This window comes from Microcoleus sp. S36b_A4, from assembly GCF_036700645.1.
Classification (GTDB): Bacteria; Cyanobacteriota; Cyanobacteriia; order Cyanobacteriales; family Microcoleaceae; genus Microcoleus.
On the sequence record NZ_JAUBPI010000012.1, the window covers coordinates 53,218 to 75,472 of the forward strand.

13 protein-coding genes and 1 tRNA gene are annotated in these 22,255 nt (G+C 47.6%); 9 read left to right on the forward strand and 5 right to left on the reverse strand.

The genetic code is table 11. The features are described 5' to 3' along the window. Nucleotides 1-91 precede the first annotated feature (91 nt). From QUA03_RS06045 to QUA03_RS06055, 3 genes are all read left to right on the forward strand, one after another. A complete protein-coding gene (locus tag QUA03_RS06045) occupies nt 92-3,133 on the forward strand; it encodes an SMC family ATPase (protein WP_333210540.1) in 3,042 nt (1,013 codons plus the stop codon). An 87-nt stretch (nt 3,134-3,220) separates the two neighbouring features. Beyond that, the gene (locus QUA03_RS06050; RefSeq protein WP_333210585.1) at nt 3,221-4,390 is read left to right on the forward strand and encodes a pyridoxal phosphate-dependent aminotransferase; all 1,170 of its coding nucleotides are present in this window, start codon (nt 3,221-3,223) and stop codon (nt 4,388-4,390) included. 16 nt (nt 4,391-4,406) lie between these two features. Continuing rightward, complete coding sequence (locus QUA03_RS06055) at nt 4,407-6,296, forward strand: aminopeptidase P family protein (RefSeq protein ID WP_333210541.1); 1,890 nt, start codon at nt 4,407-4,409, stop codon at nt 6,294-6,296. A gap of 176 nt (nt 6,297-6,472) precedes the next feature. On the opposite strand, the gene QUA03_RS06060 is transcribed toward QUA03_RS06055, so the two are convergent. Both QUA03_RS06060 and QUA03_RS06065 read right to left on the reverse strand, forming a co-directional pair. Then, nucleotides 6,473-6,545 (reverse strand) — tRNA-Thr (locus QUA03_RS06060). Nucleotides 6,546-6,685: 140 nt separating this feature from the next. Continuing rightward, nucleotides 6,686-8,842: a WD40 domain-containing protein gene (locus QUA03_RS06065; protein WP_333210543.1), complete on the reverse strand. Its 2,157-nt coding sequence runs from the start codon at nt 8,840-8,842 to the stop codon at nt 6,686-6,688. 616 nt (nt 8,843-9,458) lie between these two features. Here QUA03_RS06065 and QUA03_RS06070 point away from each other — a divergent pair. The 5 genes from QUA03_RS06070 (at nt 9,459) to QUA03_RS06090 (ending at nt 18,974) form a co-directional block, all read left to right on the forward strand. Further along, complete coding sequence (locus QUA03_RS06070; protein WP_333210545.1) at nt 9,459-10,604, forward strand: sulfate ABC transporter substrate-binding protein; 1,146 nt, start codon at nt 9,459-9,461, stop codon at nt 10,602-10,604. A 100-nt stretch (nt 10,605-10,704) separates the two neighbouring features. Next, nucleotides 10,705-11,565: a sulfate ABC transporter permease subunit CysT gene (cysT, locus tag QUA03_RS06075; RefSeq protein ID WP_333210546.1), complete on the forward strand. Its 861-nt coding sequence runs from the start codon at nt 10,705-10,707 to the stop codon at nt 11,563-11,565. After that, complete coding sequence (gene cysW, locus QUA03_RS06080) at nt 11,555-12,433, forward strand: sulfate ABC transporter permease subunit CysW (RefSeq protein ID WP_333210548.1); 879 nt, start codon at nt 11,555-11,557, stop codon at nt 12,431-12,433. The genes cysT and cysW overlap by 11 nt, the downstream gene beginning before the upstream one ends. 179 nt (nt 12,434-12,612) lie before the next feature. Further along, nucleotides 12,613-12,972: an NIL domain-containing protein gene (locus QUA03_RS06085; protein ID WP_333210550.1), complete on the forward strand. Its 360-nt coding sequence runs from the start codon at nt 12,613-12,615 to the stop codon at nt 12,970-12,972. A gap of 707 nt (nt 12,973-13,679) precedes the next feature. Then, nucleotides 13,680-18,974, forward strand: coding sequence for a DUF4347 domain-containing protein (locus tag QUA03_RS06090; RefSeq protein ID WP_333210552.1), 5,295 nt, complete (start codon nt 13,680-13,682; stop codon nt 18,972-18,974). 143 nt (nt 18,975-19,117) lie between these two features. Here QUA03_RS06090 and QUA03_RS06095 read toward each other — a convergent pair whose 3' ends face one another. After that, nucleotides 19,118-19,498 carry a cytochrome c gene (locus QUA03_RS06095; RefSeq protein ID WP_333210554.1) on the reverse strand — a complete coding sequence of 127 codons (381 nt, stop codon included), beginning with the start codon at nt 19,496-19,498 and terminating at the stop codon, nt 19,118-19,120. Between the two features lie 180 nt (nt 19,499-19,678). Between QUA03_RS06095 and petG the strand changes: the two genes are divergently transcribed. Then, a complete protein-coding gene (gene petG, locus QUA03_RS06100; RefSeq protein ID WP_006632329.1) occupies nt 19,679-19,798 on the forward strand; it encodes a cytochrome b6-f complex subunit V in 120 nt (39 codons plus the stop codon). Between the two features lie 210 nt (nt 19,799-20,008). Here the strand turns inward: petG and QUA03_RS06105 are convergent, their stop codons facing one another. Together QUA03_RS06105 and QUA03_RS06110 are read right to left on the reverse strand one after the other, a co-directional pair. After that, nucleotides 20,009-21,091: a glycosyltransferase family 1 protein gene (locus tag QUA03_RS06105; RefSeq protein WP_333210556.1), complete on the reverse strand. Its 1,083-nt coding sequence runs from the start codon at nt 21,089-21,091 to the stop codon at nt 20,009-20,011. A 92-nt stretch (nt 21,092-21,183) separates the two neighbouring features. Continuing rightward, nucleotides 21,184-22,254, reverse strand: coding sequence for a glycosyltransferase family 1 protein (locus tag QUA03_RS06110; protein WP_333210557.1), 1,071 nt, complete (start codon nt 22,252-22,254; stop codon nt 21,184-21,186). Between the last annotated feature and the right edge of the window lies 1 nt (nt 22,255).

Here is a 22,255-nt window from a genome sequence, read left to right on the forward strand (position 1 = left end):
CCCCCTTGTTAAGGGGGGGTAGTGGGGATAGGGAAGACTGTAGACCTGAATATAACAATCTAAAACCCCAAATCCTAAAACTAAAATCAATATGCGTCCACTCGAACTTATTCTCGAAGGATTTACCAGCTTCCACCAGGAACAGCGTTTAGATTTTGGTCAACTCGATTTGTTTGCAATTACTGGTGCTACAGGTGCGGGCAAATCTTCACTGTTAGATGCCATGACTTACGCTCTTTTTGGCACTACTACTCGCAGTGGCAAACAAGTAAGTGATTTGGCAAGTCAAGGTAGCGAGAATTTAAAAGTGCAGTTGCGTTTTGCTGTGGGTTCGGCACAGTATCGGGTGACGCGAAGGTGGCGTTTTCGTCCGAAATCTCCCGAAAATAAGGTGATTTTGGACAACTGGCAAAATGGTCAATGGGAAACTTTGGGGACGAGTATCGTTGCTGTTCAAAATACCATTGAACAGATTTTAGGAATGGATTTTGATACTTTTACGCGAGCAATTGTTCTGCCTCAAGGCAAGTTTGATGAGTTTATTAAAGGGGATACATCCAAACGTCGGGAAATTTTGCGGCAGCTAGCGGGATTTGAGATTTTTGAGCAGATGCGGAAGGAAACAAATGAACTCGCAAAGTTGCTGAAACAGGAACGGGAAATGGTGGAAAGGCAGCTAGCGGATTTGAGTGCGCCGACGGCTGATGAGGTGGCTCAAAGACGATCGCAACTTTTGATTTTAGAGCAGCAGTTGCCCCAGTTCGATCGCGCTGTGATGAAAGCTCAGAAGGATCTAGATGAAGAGGAACAGCTATTTTCGCAAATCGCTCGCTGGCAAGAGCTGCAACAACAACTGACCCAATTAAATGCTAATTCTGCTGAGGTTGCAATTTTAGCACAGCGTTTAGAAAGAGCGCAAGCTGCCAATCATTTACAGGGAGATTGGGCTTTAGTGCGATCGGCTCGCAGTCATTATGAAACTGCCGAAAGTGCCTCGGTGGCAGCGCGAAAGCAGTTAATTAAAGCTCGATCTGAGCTAGCAGTAGAGCAGCAGCAACTTGACGGGGCAAAAGCTAAAGAAGAGGTGCTAGCGCCACAAATTAAGGCTCGCGAAGATGCTCTAGCTGCTGCTAAAGTATATGAAGAACAACGCGCTCAATTAGAAAAAGAAGTTGCGCTTGCCCAAAAAATTCAACAGGAAAAACTCCGCTTTTTTATGGCAGCAGATAAAGAACTGCAAGCTGCTAACACTAAAATTCAAGGCGCGGGTTTTCGAGTTACTCAAGCAGCGGCACAGCTCGCACAGTATTCGCAGGGAGGGAAGCGTTTAGAGCAATTGCAGCAAATTTCACCCTTATTGATGGAACTTCAGCTAATTACCAAGCAGGGAAAAGCTCAGCAGCAACAGTTGGATAAATCGATCGCAGATAAGGAAAAAGCTCAACAGAGTTATGTGGAGGTTGCCACTAATTTAGAAGCAGCCGAAATCAGGTTAAAAGAGTGTGCCCGCGAGTTAGAAGTGGCCCAAACCGCTAATGCGGAAGCGGCACGTTTAGAGAGTGTTGCTGCTATCAGAATGTCGCTGAATTCTGGCGATACTTGCCCGGTGTGCGGGGGGGTGCATCCTGAGAGCGAGAACCTGCCTCCTTTGCCGAATTCTAATATTGTCGATGTCGCTGATTTGCGGCAGAAATTGGCGGCAGCAAATCAGGTTTTTCAAGATGCTCAAAGGTTGGCTGCTGAGGCAAAAAGTACAGTTTCAGCTTGCCAGCAAAAAGAGTCGGAAATTGCTCAAATGCTGGAATTAACGGGGAATAGAGTTGCCGAATTGCAGCAGCAAATTACTCAAGTTCTGGAAGATTCTCAGTGGGAAAGCTTGGGGTTGCAGCAGGAGTTGGCAATCCTTAAAGAGAGCGATCGCCAATACCGCGAAACCGAACAGCAGTTCCAACTGGCATCATTGGAATATGATAATTTTCAGGAAAGATTTAATTTGGCGGTGGCGACTCAAGCAGCTAAACAGCAGGAATATCAAGATGCGATCGCCGAATCAGACCGCCGCCAGCAGCAGTTCCAAAGTTGTGTAAATGCGCTTTATCAAATTACGGAATATCAACCTTATGCTAATTTAGCAAAAGTCTTAGAACAAGACAAGCAAGACTTGGCCAATCTGCTGAAAGTGGCCGAAAAATCATATCAAACTGCTCAAAATAAGGTTATTCAAGCAGCAGAGAGAGAGCAACAAGCTGGAGAGGCTTTTGGGCAAGCCCAGGCTCATAAACAGCAGCTAAACCTCGATTGGTCAGCAAAATTAACGGCGGCTGATTTCACAGAAGAGACATTTTTAGCAGCGGTTGCGACAGTTAAGGAACAATCAGAATGGGAAAATGCTATTCGCTCTCACCGCGAATCAAAAATTCAGTTAGAGACGCGGGCGAAAGATTTGAGCGAGGCGATCGCAGGCAGAACTACGGATGAGGATACTTTAGCACAAGTGCGATCGGCAAAACATACCGCCCAAGAAAACCTTAAACAAGCCAACAACAACCGCGCCGAACTGTTAGCTTGGATTCAAGTAGCAGCCCAAAATCTCGAACAAGCCGAAAGACTGTCACAGCAAATCACCAATTTCACAGAACAAGAGCAAACTTATCACACCTTAGCGCAGAATCTCAAATCCAACGAATTTCAATCCTACATTTTAGAACATTTAGAAGCAGAATTAGTCGGCAGCGCTACATTAATTTTGCAAGAATTAACCGAAAATCGCTACAAACTAATAAACCAAGACGGCGAATACTGGGTAGCAGATAATTGGAACGGCGGCGAAGCTAGACGAGTGCGAACCCTTTCCGGTGGCGAAACCTTTGCCACTTCCTTATCAATGGCTTTAGCTTTGTCAGAAAAGCTGTCTCAAGGAACTCACTTGGGCAGCTTATTTCTCGATGAAGGATTTGGTACTTTAGATACCGAAACTCTCGAAAGCGTTACTCAAATTTTAGAATCTTTGCGGCAGCGAGATAGGCTGATTGGAGTGATTACCCACGTTCGAGAATTGGGCGAAAGATTGCCCGCACAAGTTAAAGTTTCTAAATCCCCGCAAGGTTCTAAAATAGAAGTACATAGATCCTGAAGTGGAGAGGCGAGTGCGTGAAATAGTAAACTTGCTTCAGGACGTACATTATTACGAAACCTGCCCTACAATTACCTATGATATATGATGAAAAATCACCCGACTCGAATGCAATCGGTACAGTCGCCAATAATTCCAGTAGTTGGCGAACTGATCCGCAAAAATCCGGGAACAATATCTTTAGGACAAGGGGTAGTTTACTACCATCCGCCACAAGAATCATTTGACCGAATTCCCGAATTCTTCGCAAATACCGATAATCACAAATACAAAGCCGTGGAAGGAATTCCACAATTACAAGATGCTATTGCAGCCAAACTTAAAACCGATAACGACATAGAACTTAACAGGAAAAACTGCATTGTAGTTACTGCCGGCAGCAATATGGGATTTACCAACGCCATTCTCGCCATCACCTCGGCGGGAGACGAAATTATTATCCAATCACCTTATTACTTCAACCACGAAATGGCGGCTATTATGGCAAATTGCCGACCAGTGATAGTAGAAACCGACGCCAAATATCAACTTAATATCGATGCTATAAAAAAAGCAATTACCGACAAAACGCGAGCCATAGTTACCATTTCACCAAATAATCCCACTGGTGTTGTTTATTCGCTCGAAGCACTCCGGGAAGTTAACGAAATTTGTCGCCAGCACAACATTTATCACATCAGCGATGAAGCTTACGAATATTTTACTTATAACGGCGTCAAACACTGTTCCCCCGCCGCTTTTCCCCACAGCAGCGAACATACAATTTCTCTATTTAGCCTCTCCAAAGCCTACGGTTTTGCGAGTTGGCGGATCGGGTATATGGTAATACCAGAACACTTGCTCGTTTCAGTGAGAAAGATTCAAGATACAATCTTGATTTGTCCGCCCGTAATTTCTCAGTATGCAGCGCTGGGAGCCTTGCAAGTTGGTAGAGGTTACTGCGATAATTATGTAAGGGCGATCGCATCCGTGCGCCAAGTCGTATTAGACGAACTCAATACTATCCAAAATTTGTGTACAATTTCCCCTGCCTGCGGAGCATTTTACTTTTTCTTGAAAGTTGATACTGAACTCGATACAATGGAATTAGTAGAACAATTAATTCGCGAATATCACGTAGCAGTGCTTCCCGGTACAACCTTCGGCATGGATAGCGGCTGCTATTTGCGCGTTGCTTATGGTGCTTTGGAAAAAGCAACCGCCACCGCAGGTATTAGGAGATTAGTTAAAGGCTTGAAGACAATTTTAAACAAGTAAAATAGGAAATTTAAACATGGTTGCCACGAACTTGAAAGCAAATACAAATATTCAAGATACCTCCGCTGCAAAACTGGCAGACTTGCGCGATTTGATGGCCGATTATGAATTAGATTGCTATTACATCCCAGCGGTTGACGAACACTTAAATTTATCAGTTCCAGCAGCTAAGCAGCGGCGGGCTTGGATGTGCGGTTTTACGGGTTCCGCTGGTGATTTGTTGGTTGGCAAAGATTCCGCTTGGTTGTTTGTGGATTCCCGCTACTACGAACAAGCCGAATTGCAAGTCGATACTGGAATTATTCAAATATCGAAACTCGGCTTAGAAGGAAATTTAACCTTAATTGAAACTTTAGAAAAATTGGCTGTAGAATCAGCCAAAAAATCAACTAAAATTCGCATGGGTTTTGACCCGTTTACCGTAGCGACAGAGCAATATCAAAATTGGGTGAAAAAATTTGCCACTGCGGAGATTGAACTCATACCAATCCGGGAGAATTTGACCGACAAAGTGCGATCGCAAACTCCTTGGCAAACAGCAGAGACTTTACCCGCGATTGATGCAGATCCCATATTTAGCTTACCTGTATCCCTGACAGGAGAAACCGCGGCCGAAAAATTAGCCAGAGTCAGGGAAGCGATGCAAAAAGCCAATATCGATGTGCTTCCGATTACCAACCTCAATCAAATAGCGTGGCTGTTCAATCTCCGAGGCTCGGATATTCCCCACATTCCCATTTTCATATCCTATGCCATTGTCACCACAGATTCAGCGTTTTTGTTTACAAATCCTGAACGAATTTCCCCCGAAATCAAGCAAGAATTGAGGGCGGATGTAACTTTGCTTCCCTACGCAGACTATCCGCATACATTAGAAACTTGCGTAAATTTGCCACATAAAGTTCGGGTACTTTTAGACCCAAAACACAGCACAGCAGGCACGTACCAGTTAATATTAAACCATCAAGAAGCACAGTTTTACAACATCGAAATAGTTTTTGAGACACATCCGGTAGAAGGGATGAAAGCTCGCAAAAATCCCGTAGAAATCGAGCAGATGAAATCAGCCAATTTCAAAGCAAGTCGAGCGAAAACTTTGACTTTAAAGTGGTTGACAGAACAGCTAAAAAATGGTAAGGTAGTTACCGAGTTTGATGTCAAAGAAAGCATCGAACATTTTTACCAGCAAGAAACAGATTTTCAGACTTTAACTTTTAGAACGATCGCCGGTGCGGGAGCCAATAGCTCGATCGTACATTACGGAACCCCCAGCCCAGAAATAACGTTAAAACCGGGGGAACTGCTGCTGCTTGACTCAGGCGCGCAATATTTAGCAGGTACAACCGACGATACGAGAACAGTAAGTATCGGAGAACCGACGGCGCTACAAATAGAACACTACACAACAGTCTTAATCGCGCACATCAACTGTGCAATGCAGCAATTCCCCAAAGGAACAACGGGAGCGCAATTAGATGCGATCGCCCGTGCGGTATTATGGCAAGAACAGCTAGACTACGGACACGGTACAGGGCACGGAGTCGGCGCATTTTTAGCTGGTCACGAAGGGCCAAACGGCATCAGCAAATCTGTGCAGTATCCCTTGGAAGCCGGAATGGTAACGAGCATCGAACCGGGATATTACGAACCGGGATGGGGCGGAATTCGCATCGAAAATCTCTATGTTGTCAGGGAAATGCCATCCAAAAACGGTACGGTTTGGTACGGATTTGAATCGCTGACGTATATTCCGTTTGAGCGCAAATTAATAAATGTCGATCGGCTGTCAAAGACTCAACTAGCATGGTTGAATAATTATCATGCTGCTGTAGTCGAGAAACTGGAACCGGTACTTGATGCAGCAACAATTGAATGGTTGACACAAGCCTGCGCTGCGTTAGGTTAAGCCTTGTAATTTGTCGCACATTTAACTTGTGCACCTATTTTTCGGGAAACTCTTGTGGGGTGGGCACGCGAGCCCGCCCCAAAGGTACAAAATAGCACATATCAGATAGGGACACGGCACTGCCATGTCCCTACTGTATTTAATCCGATATTTAATCCGATTGAAAACTGCTATAAAGCTGGTGACAGGATTTGAACCTGCGACAGGCTGATTACAAATCAGCTACTCTACCAACTGAGTTACACCAGCAGTGAAACTTAATATAGCAAACTTATAGTCATCAGCGCAACCCCCCCAGCCAATTTTTTTTTCAAATTCCCCCAAAACCCCTCCCCGTAAGGGCAAAACCGGAATTGTCTGCCCGCTGCCCACAGCCCACTGCCAATTAACTAATCGCAGCGCCAAATCTTAATCGTCTGATCCGCACTGCCGCTGGCGAGCAAATTGCCCGAAGGTGCGATCGCCACCGAGTACACCGTACCCGAATGTCCCTTCAGACTGCTCAACAACTCCCCCGTCTGCAAATTCCAAATATTAATCGTATTATCATCGCAGCCACTAACCAAAGTCAAACCGTCCCCACTGATAGCAACCGAATCGCCTCGGCTCACATAATTCTGCAAAATATGCACCGCCTCATTCGTTCCTAAATTGGCTACACCCTTTCCCTTCGCATAATTAGTATTTAAAATCCGCAACAAGCTGCCCGTGTGCAAATTCCGCAGCTTAATCGTATAATCATTGCTGACGCTAGCAAGAACCTGACCGTCTGGGGCGATCGCCACAGAATTCACCCCAACATTCAACCCCGAAAGAGTCCGCAGCAACTTGCCACTTTCCACATCCCAAACCTTACTCGTCGCATCCGAACTGCCACTCGCCAATATTTTACCGTCCGGGCTAAAAACCACCGCATTCACATTGTCAGAATGACCCTTCAAAGTCCGCAGCAACTCACCACTCCGCAAATTCCACAGCTTAATCGTATTATCAGCCCCGCCGCAGCTAGCAATTACCAGGCGCTTCGGGTTAATTGCCACCGAATTTACCTCCATAGAATGTCCTGGAAAAGTACACAGCAAATCGCCACTGTGTAAATTCCAAAACTTAATTGTTTCGTCCGAACTGCCGCTGACCAACATTTTTCCGTCATAGCTAATAGCCACCGAATTTACGCGATCGGAATGTCCCGTCAGATTGCCAATTAATTCCGCTGTTTCTAAATTCCAAATCTTAATAGTTTTATCCCAACTACCGCTAGCCATAATTTTACCGTCAGGGCTAATCGCCAGAGAATTCACAAACGATGAATGTCCCGGCAGCGTATATACACACCGCCATTTTTGATGTTTTAATTTGTGAGCTAATTCCTTCACCCGCTTAGCTGCCGCCTCAGCTTCCTCTCTACGTTTGAGTTCAGCCTCCTCCAAACGCTGGCGTTCCGCCTTAGCTTTTGCCTCTCGCAGCGCCAGCCGCCGCATCTCTCCCTTATAGACTATTCGCTGCTGCTCCTGAATTTCTTTAAGAGTTTCAATATACGGTTGGGCCCAATCTTTAGAAAACCATTCATGAGCAAATTCCGCCTCTAATTTAAATAACTGAGGTTCGTGAGTAAAATCGATATTTAAATAATACAAATCAGCTAAAAAAGCGGCCAATAACTTGTGAATAGTCACAATTATTTGCCGAATAATCCGCAGGCTCAGCTTTTGATCTTTCCCCTCCGCCTCCAACTGATGATAAACCTCTTCCCAATTCCAAGGCTGCATCGCCACTAGAGAAACGCTCTGATTGATGACTCCCCAAAAACCCACATGAAAATTAACTTCATAATCGCTGATATCGCTGTACAGTATAGCTGTCGGTACGGGAGACAACACAGTCTGCAACCGCTCCACATCAATATCAGAAATGGATTTTTTGAAATAGTCTCCGTAAAACTGAACCGGGCACAACTCTCCGTGCGGGGGGTAGTGCTGGTTCAAAAAAGCTCTTAACTTAGCCGGCAGCTCGATATTCAGATTGTGGCGAAACGAATCGGGGCAATCTTGGCTAATTTTTGCGGGAGCAACTAACAGCAGCAATCGGTGCTGTTGCTGCTGCAAAATCTGTTCAGTTTCCTGCCTGCTCAAATTAGAAAACCAGTTGTCCCTGTCCCAAATTGTTTGAATTTCGCTCAGCTTAACTCGAATTGCTTCTGATTGAAACTCCCGCATTAAGTCGCGGCAAAGCCGGCTAATTGCCCGCTTATCTCTTACTTCTTGTGCCTTAATTCGATTAGCCCGTTCTTCCTTTACCCTTTCTTCTGCGTCGGCGATCGCGATTAATTCTTGTTCTCTGGCCTGCTGCCGCTGCAAATATCTCACTTGTGCTTTAATCCAGCGGGGGTCTTTTTTGATTTGCTGGTTCAAAGCTGAAGAACCAGATGGCTCAATTTCTGCATAGCGTTCGTTGACAGCGCTTGCTCCCAATCTTTCTCCCAATTCCGAGGCTACAGGCTTCAACAGTTCAATTAGGGTGTCTGAGACGGGGCGGGGTAAGGGCATACCAGTTAAAACTTTTTCTTACTTAAGGGCGATCGCGCGAGTCAATCGATTTTAGATTTTAGATTTTAGATTTTAGATTTTAGAATTGAAGCATTGACCCCACGGATAAATTCGGGGGCAAGTTTATCGGATACAGGTTTTTTATTTCTGGACGGATGAATCCGGGGGCTTGTATCCTGGATGCTTTCGCTCAGGCATATCTCGATGGGGCGGGGGATCTTGGCATGAGCCCTACATTTGGGCGATCGGTCAACGTAAGTAATTGAACAGAATTAATTACACACTGATTCTTTGCTGATTCTTTACTAGACAAGGCTTGTAGCCAAGAGTGTTGTGTAATTAATTGTGTCCTACTACTTATCTATAAGGCGAATCGTGCAGCCGCGCCAGCTTAGCACCTTAACTCAATAAGAGTATTTATACACTTTACATTTTACCCCGAATCTGAATCCAAAGCACCGACGGAAAAGACTTCAGGATATGCGATCGACCCTGAGTTCCCCCAATTTGTTTTTTTTGTTGCCTTTTGACTCGCTCTTGTCTATAATCGTACTTCACAACCATAATTACGGTATTCCTACCCAAGAACCGTAGTTTATCTAGAGGAACAAATATAATGAGCCCGTGGCAACGCCTAACTCAACACCTTTACTGGCCGCAACAGCGATCAGCCAGCACAAATCAATCATTTACTGCCATGAGAAGATTTGTATCGCTATTTTTAGTGGGAATAACTTTAAGTCTGGCCGTTGCATCCTGCGGCCAGGGAACCACCAACAATCCTGCAGCCACTCCAGGCGGTGCTAGCCCAGCAGCCAACAAAGGCAACGTAGAATTAACTCTAGTATCCTTCGCCGTCACCAAAGCCGCCCACGAAGCGATAATTCCCAAATTCGTAGAACAATGGCAAAAAGAAAAAGGCCAAACCGTCACCTTCAACCAAAGCTACGGCGGTTCCGGTTCCCAAACTCGGGCCGTAATTGACGGTTTAGAAGCAGACATCGTACACCTAGCCCTCGCCCTCGACACCGCAAAAATCGAAAAAGCCGGACTCATTGAGCCCGGGTGGGAAAAAGAAGTCCCTAACGAAGGCATAGTCAGCAAATCCGTAGGAGCAATAGTCACCCGCGAAGGCAATCCCAAAGGCATCAAAACCTGGGAAGATTTAAGCAAAGACGGAGTAAAAGTGATTACTGCCGATCCTAAAACATCAGGCGTTGCACGCTGGAATTTCCTCGCACTTTGGGGTTCGGTTGTTAAAACCGGAGGAGACGAAACGAAAGCATTAGACTTTACTAGCAAAGTCTACAAAAACGTCCCGATTCTGACTAAAGACGCCCGCGAAGCCACCGACGTATTTTTCAAACAAGGCCAAGGTGACGCCTTAATTAACTACGAAAACGAGATTCTTCTGGCCGGTGAGAAAGGCGAAAAACCGACTTATACTATTCCCGAAGTCAATGTTTCGATCGACAATCCGATTGCCATTGTCGATAAAAACGTTGATAAACACGGTACTCGCGAAGTCGCCGAAGCATTTGTCAAATTTCTGTATACCCCAGAAGCTCAGCGAGAATTTGCCAAAGTAGGCTTCCGCCCAGTAGATGCGACAGTAGCGGCGGAACCAGAATTTGTCCAAAAATATGCCCCCATCAAAACCCTATTTACAGCTCAAGACTTAGGAGGTTGGGGAGATATTCAGAAGAAATTCTTCGATGATGGAGCTGTTTTTGACAAAATCCAAGGTTCAATTAGACAGTAGTGGCCGGGGGGGTTTACGAGATGATTGGTTTTAGGCAATTATTTTTGGTAAAACCCGCCCCGGAGCGCAATTATTCTTTCCAACTCAAAACTATTGACTTATGGCTGAATCATCTGCAATCAGTAACCCTCAATCTCCGATCGAAAATATCAAAAGGGCGATCGGCAAAATCACATTACCTTGGGGAATCACCCTAGGCTACCTCAGCTTAATGCTATTGCTCCCAGTTGCAGCAATGCTGCTGAAAGCCAGCACAGCCAACCCCGCCGAATTTTGGGCAATTGCCACCAGTCCGATCGCCATTTCCGCCTACGATGTCACCTTCTTTACGGCATTAATTGCGGCATTAATTAACGGAGTATTCGGCACATTAATTGCCTGGGTATTAGTCCGCTACGACTTTCCCTTAAAACGGATTGTCGATGCAATCGTCGATTTGCCTTTTGCACTGCCCACCTCGGTCGCAGGTTTAACTCTCGCCACTGTTTACAGCGATAACGGCTGGATTGGTTCGCTTTTTGCACCTTTGGGAATCAAGATATCGTTTACTCGATTGGGCGTAGGTATAGCGATGATATTTATTTCTTTGCCATTTATCGTTAGAACCGTACAGCCAGTTTTAAACGAAATGGAAAAAGATATCGAAGAAGCAGCTTGGTGCTTAGGGGCTTCTCAATTTGAAACCTTCTGGCGAGTAGTTTTGCCGCCACTATTTCCGTCTATTTTGACCGGAGTAGCACTTGGCTTTTCGCGAGCGGTTGGCGAGTACGGATCTACTGTAATTGTAGCTTCTAACATACCGTTCAAAGATTTGATCGCGCCAGTTTTAATTTTCCAAAGGTTGGAACAGTACGACTATGCAGGAGCAACAGTTATTGGCACTTTCATGTTAGCTATTTCCCTGGCAATGCTGTTCGCCATAAATCTATTACAAGCATGGAGAAGACGCTATGACGGCTAATATCAATTCACCCGCTGGTTACAAATTTCCGCCCAGTGGTTCTAGCCGGAGTCAGGAAAAAGCTTGGGTAAAACCAACTTTGATCGGAATTGCGATCGGCTATCTCGCTCTGGTCTTATTTATCCCCACTCTCAACGTTTTTTATCAAGCTTTCAGAAAGGGATTTGAGCCATTTTTGTCTAACTTAACTTCGCCGGATTTTCTGCACGCAGCGCAACTTACCCTGGTAATTTCTCTGATAGTTGTGCCTATAAATACAGTATTCGGTTTGTGTGCAGCCTGGGTAATTGGTCGCAATAAATTTCGGGGCCGCACGCTATTAATCAGCCTTTTAGACGTGCCTTTTGCCATCTCTCCCGTAGTTGCAGGTTTAATGATTGTACTGCTTTACGGTCGAGTGGGATGGTTCGGGCCATGGCTGGAGGCGGCCAATATCAGGGTTATTTTTGCCTTCCCTGGAATGGTGCTAGCTACTGCCTTTGTTACCTTGCCTTTTGTGGCGCGCGAAGTGATTCCTGTTTTGGAAGAAGTGGGAACAGATCAAGAAGAGGCGGCGAAAACTTTGGGAGCAAATGACTGGCAAATTTTCTGGAATGTCACGCTTCCGAGTATTCGCTGGGGATTGCTTTACGGAGTAATTTTGACCAATGCTAGAGCAATGGGAGAATTTGGAGCCGTCTCTGTGGTGTCGGGAAATATTGCTAAAAAAACGCAAACTTTGCCTTTGTTTGTAGAGGATGCTTACAAGCAGTACGCGACGCAAGCCGCATTTTCGGCGGCGGTAGTTCTCGGTCTTTTAGCAGTTGTTACCCTCGTGCTTAAGGAGATTTTAGAACGAAAAACTAGGATCAAAGAAGTTGCAGAATAGTCATTAGTCATTAGTCATTAGTCATTAGGGTGCGCGCTGTGAACCTCATCCCTCAAACGAGTCATTAGTAAAATGCGGCGCTATCGACAATCTGGTTGGAAGCTCGAAAATCTCACAGCGACCCATTCTACAAGATATTGCTGCAAAGTGTAAACTGAAACAAAAATTAGGAGTCCCAAATGTTAGCTAACAATACTAGCGAATCGGAATTTGAGGCGATCGGCGATTTTCACAGAACCCACGAATCAGATATTCCCCACTCTGATAGTGGTGACAGCAGACCAACTCAAACCCGCATTCGCATTCGTGTTCCTAAAGAATACCATCAGGAACCTGTGATCTCTAACCTGATTTCTGAATACGGTTTGACGGTGAATTTTAATGCCGCTTTGTTGGGTGTTAAAACTTTAGATGATGGTTGGTTTGACTTAGAACTTAACGGTACAAGTAAACAGATTGAAACGGCTCTGATTTATCTCAATGATTTAGATGTGGAAATCTGGAGCAATTCCAATCATCCCGATGAAGAAACTTGGTAATTAGTGAGCCTTGGATGCCCCAAATGGAAGAGGAGTTAATATTCTGGACGGTCACGCCAAATTTTCTTTCCTCTTCCCGACCTATTGAGTATAATAATAGTGTCCATAAATATTAGTCATGAGTCAGGATTTATCAGTCCTATCTATTTTTGTAAAATAACTGTTCTAACTTTTGTAGTGAGGAATGCCAGTCTTCATAAAACTCACAGGACTTGCATTCCTCACTACAAACAAATTTGATGGCGGTTGGTCATTAGCGAAGCCCTCGAAGAGGATCGCACATACCGATAATTAAGCAGCAAACAACTACCAAATAATACTAGCTTACAGCTAATAATCGTGACTGATGACTCTTGATTAACCAATATTGATCGTCATCAGCTAACTATTGGATTGACAATTTTTATAAAATCTGGTGTTTTCTCCATCTCAGGTGTATCAATAAACAGCGCAAGTCTTTTCCAAAATTGTTGTAACAGCCGGAACAATATCCCCCTTTAAGACTTCTCAACAATCAAACTAACTCAGTTAGGGCAGGGGAGCATAGAAAAAGGTTTTTGTCAATATTCAATTTAGGTGAAAGTTAGGGGCGATCCTCTTCGAGGGCTTCGCCAACGAATCTCATCCGCGCTGGAAAAAGATCGATCGCTGCTGCGGTTGGTTTGTGATATGAATTTGATGTGTGCGTGTACCAGGAGAATTTAAACGTGGAACTCTATAAAGAACGGAAACACCAGATAGTTTTTGCAGATTCACAAGTTAAAGATTGCGAAAGTTTAACAGAAACGGTCAATCCCGATACAGAAATTGTTATTCTGAATGCCGATCGCGACGGCATCGAGCAAATCGCCGAAACACTTAAACAGCGGCAAAACATTGCAGCCGTCCACATTTTGTCTCACGGCGCAGCAGCCAGCTTGCAACTGGGGGGTACAGAACTTAATCTCAGCAACATTGAAACCTACCGCAATTATTTAGAAACATGGTTTGCTTTGCCAACAACTGAGGCAAACTCTAACTCTCCAATTACAGCTAAACCCGAAATTCTGCTTTACGGTTGCAACGTCGCCGCCACAGAAGCAGGTGTCGCCTTCGTGGAAAGGCTGAGCCAGCTCACGGGAGCAAATATTGCCGCTTCCGATAACTTGACCGGCAGTGCGGCACTGGGTGGAGACTGGGTGCTGGAAGTGACTACGGGCAAAATAGAAACACCTTTGGCATTTTCGGCAGAGGCGAGGGAAGCTTACAGTGCAGTTTTGGTCGCCACATTTGGCGAACTGCGAGATGCGATAACTCTGGCTAACGCTTTGCCCAATGCAGACACGATCGCCATCACCGGCAACATCACCTTCGGGGTGGGACAGGTTCTGCCCAGAATTTCCACCCCCATCACGTTTACCGGCGGCGGTTTCACCCTAGATATGGGCAATAACCGGGGCTTCTTCATAGACAGCGCCACTACCCCAGTCACATTTTCCAACTTGACATTGACCGGTGGTCTAGCGCAAGGCGGTCCCGGTACGGGGGGGGGTGGCGGTGCGGCAGGCATGGGCGGCGCACTATTTATCAACAGCGGCAATGTCACAGTTAACAACGTTACCTTCAATGGCAACAGCGCGAGGGGCGGCAATGGCAGCGCCCCCGTCGCGAACGCCGCCGGAGGCCCTGGCGGCAACACCGATTTTGCAGGCCTGTTTCCCTTCGTTTCCGCAGGCGGCCCCGGTCAAGCAGGCCTTCCCGGCCTGGTAAATAACGGCGCAGCAGGTGGGCCCGGCGGCCCTGGTGGCAGTGGTGGCGCTGGCAGTGGCGGATTGCCAGGAACCGGTCTCAACGGCGGAATTGGTGGCGCGGGAGGGGTTGGTGGCAGCGGTACACCGGGCGGTACTAATGGCGGAGTTGGAGGCATCGGCGGCATCGGTGGCACTGGAGGCTTGGGTGGCGGTGGCGGTGGCGGTGGCGCTGGCGGCATCGGCGGTCAGGCAGGTACGGGCACTGCAGGCGCTGGCGGCGTTGGTGGTGCTGGCGGCGCTGCCGGATTCGGTGGCGGTGGCGGCGGTGGCGGCGCTGGCGGTACCGGCAGTGTGGCAGGTGCGATCGGCAACGGTGGTGTCGGCGGCTTCGGTGGCGGAGGTGGGAGCGGTACAATAGGCGGACCCAGCACGACCGTCGGAGCTTTCACCCCAGGCGGCGCCGGCAGCCCAACCGGCGGCGGCGGCGGTGCTGGTTTGGGAGGCGCAATTTTTGTTAATAGTGGTAGTTTGACCCTGAACAACAGCACTTTGTTCAACAACACAGCAACCGGAGGCGCGGGGGCGACACCGGGCCAGGGCGCGGGGGCCGCGATTTTTGTCAACTTCGGCGCTAGTGCAACTCTCACTAACAACACCATTACTGCTAACACTGCTACTGCTACTGCCCCTGCTCTTGCTGTGGGCGGGGGCATTGCTACTAACGGCGGTACTGTGAATGTCAGAAATTCGATCGTCGCAGGTAATATTGGCGGCGCGAATCCTGACGTGTTCGGAACCTCTTTCGCCGCCACCAGTATCAACAATTTGATCGGGAATGTTGCTGGCAGCAATTTACCTGCCACCCAGCAACTGACCGTTCCTCTAGCAAATGTCATCGCCCCTACCCCAGGATTGAACCAGGCTACAGGCGTTCCTGTCACCTATGCTTTGGCGGACAGTCCTAATCCGGCGATCGATGGCGGCGACGCCGCCGCGGCTGCGGCTGCCGGGGCAACTGACCAGCGGGGTGCTGGCTTTCCCCGGACGATCGGCGCTAGTGTTGATATCGGTGCTTATGAGTACGGCCCGATCATTACAGGGGTTAAATTCAACGATTTTAACGGGGATAGCCTGCAAGGTGCCGCGGCGACTGAACCAGGTCTTCCGGGCTGGGTGATTTCTGTAGGCACGAAGAGCGCTACTACCGCAGCCGACGGCACTTACATCATCCGCGACGTAAAAACAGATACTCCGATTACAGAAGCGCCACCCGCTGGAACCCCTGCGACTGCTTGGGTGCAGACCCTCGGCCCGACTCCGGCAAATACGGGTATTGTTAATGTTACGGGTGCCAACTTCGGTAATTTCCAGAAAACATCGATCGCAGGCAAGACCTACACCGATCTCGCGGGCAACGGCTTCACGCCCGATGACACCGTATTAAACGGCATCACCGTTAACTTATACAAAGACACCAACAACAACAACACGCTAGAAGTCGGCACAGATACTGTTGTCGGAACTGCACAAACCACTGCAGGAGCAGGAGATTACACATTCTCGGAGATAGGCCCCGGCAATTACCTGATACAAGCCACTGCCCCAGCCAACTCCAGCATCTCTTTCCCCGCTGCCGCAATTCTCGTTAGTGCCCAAAGCGGTACTCCCGTCACCGGTCAAAACTTCGGCGTTTTCCAAAACATCACCGTTAGCGGCACCAAATTCACCGACCTCACAGGCAACGGCTTCTCTGCTGACGACACCCCCCTCAACGGCACTACCGTTCGCTTGTTCAAGGATACTAACGATAACAGCACTTTAGATAGCGGTGATGCGGAAATTGCCTCTCAAGTTACCGGGACAGCGCCAGCGGCTGCTGGGACATATAGCTTTGCCAACGTCGGCTCCGGTAGGCACTTCGTGAGAGAAGACGTACCGACTGGTTTCTCACAAACCGCCGGCCCGACTTTTTATCCAATTAACCCAGTCAGTGGCACAAACATTACGGCTCAAGACTTCGGCAACTTCCAGTTGGGCAAAATCAGCGGGATTAAATTTAACGATCTCAACAAAAATGGCATCCAAGAAGCGCCAGCAGAAGAACCCCTAGGAGGCTGGACAATCTACCTAGATGCCAACAACAACGGCGTCCAAGACGCAGTAGCAGCCGAAACAGGCACTAACGCCGCCGTCACCGATGTCGCCGGTAAGTACCAGTTCACCAACTTGCCCGCCGGCACTTATACAGTGCGGGAAGTGCCACAAACAGGCTGGACGCAAACTGTACCCCCGGTAAATGCAGCTACGCCTACTCTTCCCGGCGCGTTTACGATCGCCGTCACTAGCGGTACCGACTCCCAAAATAACAACTTCGGCAACTTCAAGCCCAATAGCATCAGCGGTCTGAAGTTCAATGACCTCAACAACAACCGGCTACAAGATACCGGGGAACTAGGGCTTGCCAACTGGCAATTCTTCCTCGATACCAACGATAACGGCACTCTCGACACCGGGGAACCGAACACCATTACCGATGCCGCAGGCACCTACAAATTCCTCGATTTGTCAGCCGGAACCTACAAGGTGCGGGAAGTCTTGCAACCTACTTGGACGCAAACTACCCCCAACCCGGATGACATCACTGTCACCAGCGGTCAAGACATCGCTAATATCAACTTCGGCAACTTCCAGTCGAGCACTATTAGCGGTCAAAAATTCAATGACCTCAACAACAACGGCCTTAAGGATGCCGGAGAATTGGGGCTAGGTAACTGGCAAATATTCCTCGACAGTATCAATCCCGATGGCATCTTTCAGCAGGGCGAACCCACTACCATCACTGATGCAGCGGGCAACTACACTCTCCGAGATATACCGGCAGGTACTTACCAGGTAAGGGAAGTCCAGCAAAATGGCTGGACGCAGACGACCCCCAACCCCGCCCCCGTTACGGTTAATCCCTCTGATAACATCACAGGCATTGACTTCGGCAACTTCCTGCCCCAACCGGGGGCGATCCGAGGTCTGAAGTTCCAAGATACCAACAACAATGCCACTCAGGATGCTGGAGAACCGGGTTTACCCAATTTCCAAATTCAGTTAACCAATGTTGTAGCTGGAACTGCTCCTGCTCCTGTTACCACTACCACAGACAACAGCGGCAACTACCTGTTCGCGAACCTAACGCCGGGAACCTACCGCGTCAGGGAAGTCAACCAACCTGGGTTCACCCAAAGCACACCCGAACCCGCCGACATCACCCTAACTTCAGGCGCTATTGTCAGCGGCATCAACTTCGGCAACTTCCCAGCGCCGACGCCGACGCCGACACCTGAACCGACTCCGACGCCGCCACTGCCACCTACACCGACGCCGACGCCTGCACCTGTAACGACGCCGACGCCTGCACCTGTAACGACGCCGACACCTGCACCTGTAACGACGCCGACACCTGCACCTGTAACGACGCCGACACCTGCACCTGTAACGACAGATTTGGTTTGCCCTGAGAACTTCCCCAGGATCGCTACTCCCAATCAGCCCGGCACTCCTTCAGCGGGTGTGAGCAACGGCCCTAACGGCGACGATACGATCGTGGGTAGTGTCGGCAGTGACTCTATCTTCGGGTTGGGTGGCAACGATTTGATCTTTGGTCGAGGGGGCGGTGACTATATCAATGGCAATATAGCCAACGATACTATCTACGGAGGCATCGATAACGATACTCTCTTTGGTGGCAAAGGGTTTGACCTGATTTTTGGCGATCGCGGTAACGATACGATTTATGGCAATCGTGGCAACGACTCTCTTTCTGGCGACGAAGGCAATGACATATTGTACGGGGGCAAAGCCGATGACGTAATTTTGGGAGGCGCGGGCGACGACGTGCTATTTGGCGATCAAGGCAATGACACTCTCTGCGGCGGCGAGGGTAACAATACCTTAATTGGCGGCAGCGGCGATGATTTGCTTTTTGCTGACACCGGCGATGACTTGCTCTTTGGCGGCATTGGCAGCGATACCCTCGTCGGCGGCAGTGGCAGTAATGGCTTTGTCTTGTCAGCGGGCGGAGGAATTGACACGATTTTCAACTTCACCGCAGGAGTTGATTTGATCGGGTTGGTGGGAGGCTTGGACTTCAATCAACTGTCATTGACCGAAACTAATGGCTCGACGGCGATCGGAATCGCCAACAGCGACCAGATTTTGGCTATACTGAGGGGCGTACAGCCGAGCCAGTTATCGGCTCAGAGTTTTAACTTGCTGGTTTAGTCCCCACATAAAACTCGGCAGTTGCAACCGATCCTACAATTGCCTCTCGTCCCAACAGAGGGACTACCCGAAAGCAGAGCCTCGAAGCATGGGTTTCGAGGCTCTGCCAAAGAAGGGGAACGAATTCCGTTCCCCTTCTTTTGTCAAATTTGTTCGAGATACTTCAGCAAGTCGGCCATTTCTTGCGGACTCGGTTGAAACTGGGGCATTGGTGGGGTTTGCCCGCTGGTGACTTGCCGGATCAGATCGAATTCAGATTTGCGCTCGGACACTCCGTGCAAGTTGGGCCCGACTTGAGTGTCTGAAACGGATATGTGACACCCCGCACAGTTCATTTGAAAGATGGCGGAACCCTGAAACGGGTTGCCCGTGAGGGATAATACGCTTTTTACGTAAGGATCGGCGACTTGAAATTGACGTATTGTGATAATTGCCAACATGATGGCAAGCAACACCGCTAGCACAAATATGGCAAGTCGCTCGATCGGGTTTTTAATTTCATTCCTGGCAAGTTGGTTATTCAAAGGAGTTCAATTAAAAATAGTATCTACAAGAAAATTTATTTCTCATAACATAGCTTAATCGTTCGCAGCGGGGAGAGCAAGATCTAATACTCCCGTAAGGGGGTTTTTCGGAAAATTCATCTGTGTAAGTGCTGGTAATATTAAAAATAGGTTGTTAAATCTTAACGTTGAGGAGCTCTCATGGTAGAACCGCTACTTTCAGGTATTGTTCTGGGTCTAATCTTTGTTACTCTGGCGGGGCTGTTTTTTGCTGCTTATCAGCAGTACAAGCGCGGCGATCAGTTGGGTATCAATAAGTAAAAGGGGTCTACAGTCCCTAACTCAGGCTGTCAGGGGGAGGGGGAATTGGGAATTGGGAATTGGGAATTGGGCATGGCGCATGGGGCATTGGTCATTAAATCGGCCTACTGACTTCTTCCCTTTTCCCTCTTCCCTCTTCCCTCTTCCTTCTTCTCAACATCCGTTACATCCCTTACATCCGTTACCAAATCCGTTGCCGAACTTCCTTCGTTAAAGATATCGATCGAGAATAGCAGCAGTTTCCAAGCCTGTTTTTTCCCAGCTAAATTGTTTTGCTCTGGCTAAACCGAGCTCCCGCAAGTGCGATCGAACTTTGGCATCGACTGCAAGCTCTTGCATAGCAGAAGCAATTTCCTCGACGCTGTAGGGGTTGACTAATAAGGCGCCGTCCCCCGCCACTTCGGGCATTGAAGACAGGTTAGAGGTGATGACAGGAGTGCCGCAGGCCATTGCTTCGAGCACGGGGAGGCCGAATCCTTCCCAAAGACTGGGGAAAACCAGGGCGATCGCTTGGTTGATGACTTTGAGCAAGTCGGCTGCGGGAATGTAATCTAAGAATTTTACTCGATCGACCAATCCCAATTCTTGAACCTGTGCCTTCAGCAGCGGCGTATAGCGTTTGTCTTCCGAACCTGCTATCCACAATTCGTATTCGGAATTATGATGCAAAGCAGCAAAGGCTGCTACAACTCGCTGCACGTTTTTATAAGGATTGTGGCGACCGATATAAAGAAAATAATTGCTTGTTGGCAAGTCTAAAAAACGGAAAAAACTGGTATCATATCCGGGGAAAATTGGCGTAATTAAATTAGTAGGAATATTGCAAAAATTATTGATATCTTTAGCAGTTGCTTCCGAGTCGCAAATGATGTGTTCAGCCTGCCGCAGCACTTGGGGAATGTAATAGCGGTGGTAAGGCGTCAGAGGATCGAAGCGGCGGGGAAATCGCAGCGCTATCAAGTCATGTACTGTAATTATATAGCGGCAACCTGCAAATAAAGGAGCTTCGGGAATTGGGGAAAATAACAGGTTTGATTTTAGCTGTTTGTAAATTTTGGGGAGTTGGGTTTGTGTCCACAGCAATCGGTTGATGTGTCCTTTGGTTCCTTGTTCTGGTGTGAGGTTTGGGGGGATTTGGTAGCAATTACTATTGGGGAATTTTTCGGCTGTTAGTAATGTTGGATTGAGGGATTTTAGATGGGGAAATAGGTTTTTGGCGTAGATGGCTAAGCCGGTTGGTTTGGAAATTAGGAAGGAAAGGTTGATTAGTAAGTTAGATTGGGGATTGGGCATGGGATAATATGTAGATTGCGGTTTTTGGTGGGATTTTTTTAACCGCAGAGGGCGCAGAGGACGCAGAGAGGAGAAAGGAAGAGAGGGAAGATTTAAAGATATTGTTGTAAGATGTTGGCGGTTGCTGTTCCGGTTTTGTGCCAGCTAAATTGAGATGATCTGGCTAAACTAGCAGTTTTTAAGTTCGATCGCACTTTTGAATCTGTTGCTAGTGTTTGCATGGCTTCGGCTATTTCTCCGACGCTGTAAGGATTGACTAATAATGCGGCATCTCCGGCTACTTCTGGCATTGATGACAGGTTGGATGTGATGACGGGTGTGCCGCAAGCCATTGCTTCTAAAATTGGCAAGCCGAATCCTTCCCACAGTGTAGGAAAAACTAGGGCGATCGCCTGATTCATCAATACGGGCAATTGAGAATAGGGAACGTAACCGAGAAACTTTACCAAAGATTGTAAACCTAATTGTTCCACTTGTGCTGTCAACTGCGGTGTGTAGGCATTGGGAGGCCCTGCTAGCCACAATTCGTAGTTTGTGCGATCGGGCAAACTCGCAAATGCAGCAATTAATCTCTCCAAGTTTTTGTAAGGATCGTGTCTACCCGTATAAAGAAAATAATTTTTGGTTGGCAAGTCGAGATATCTAAAATTAATATTATCGCAAGCTAGGGGAATGGCGGTCATCTTTTTAGGAGGAATTTGGAAAAAGTTAGCAACATCTGCCGCTGTTGCTTGAGAATCGCAAATAATGTGTTCTGCTTGCCGCAAAACCTGCGGTATGTAGTAGCGAAAATAAGCTGTTAATCGAGAAAACCGTCGGGGAAATCGCAAAGGAATTAAATCGTGAACTGTGACAATGTAGCGACAGCCGGAATACAAAGGTGCTTCGGGAATAGGGGAAAATATCAGGCTTGACTGCAATTTTTTGTAAATTTTAGGTAAGTCAAATTGAGTCCACAGCAGCCTGTTAATTTGTCCTTTTGGGCCGCGATTCGGTGTCAGACTTTCGGGAATTTGGTGGCAAGTATAATGGTTAATTTGCTGGGAAGTCAGTAATGTTGGTTTTAGCTTTTGCAGTTGCGGGAAAAGATTAGCTGCATAAGTTCCGATTCCCGTTGGTTCAGGACTTAAGAAGGATAAATTGATTAAAAGTGGGTTAGACACG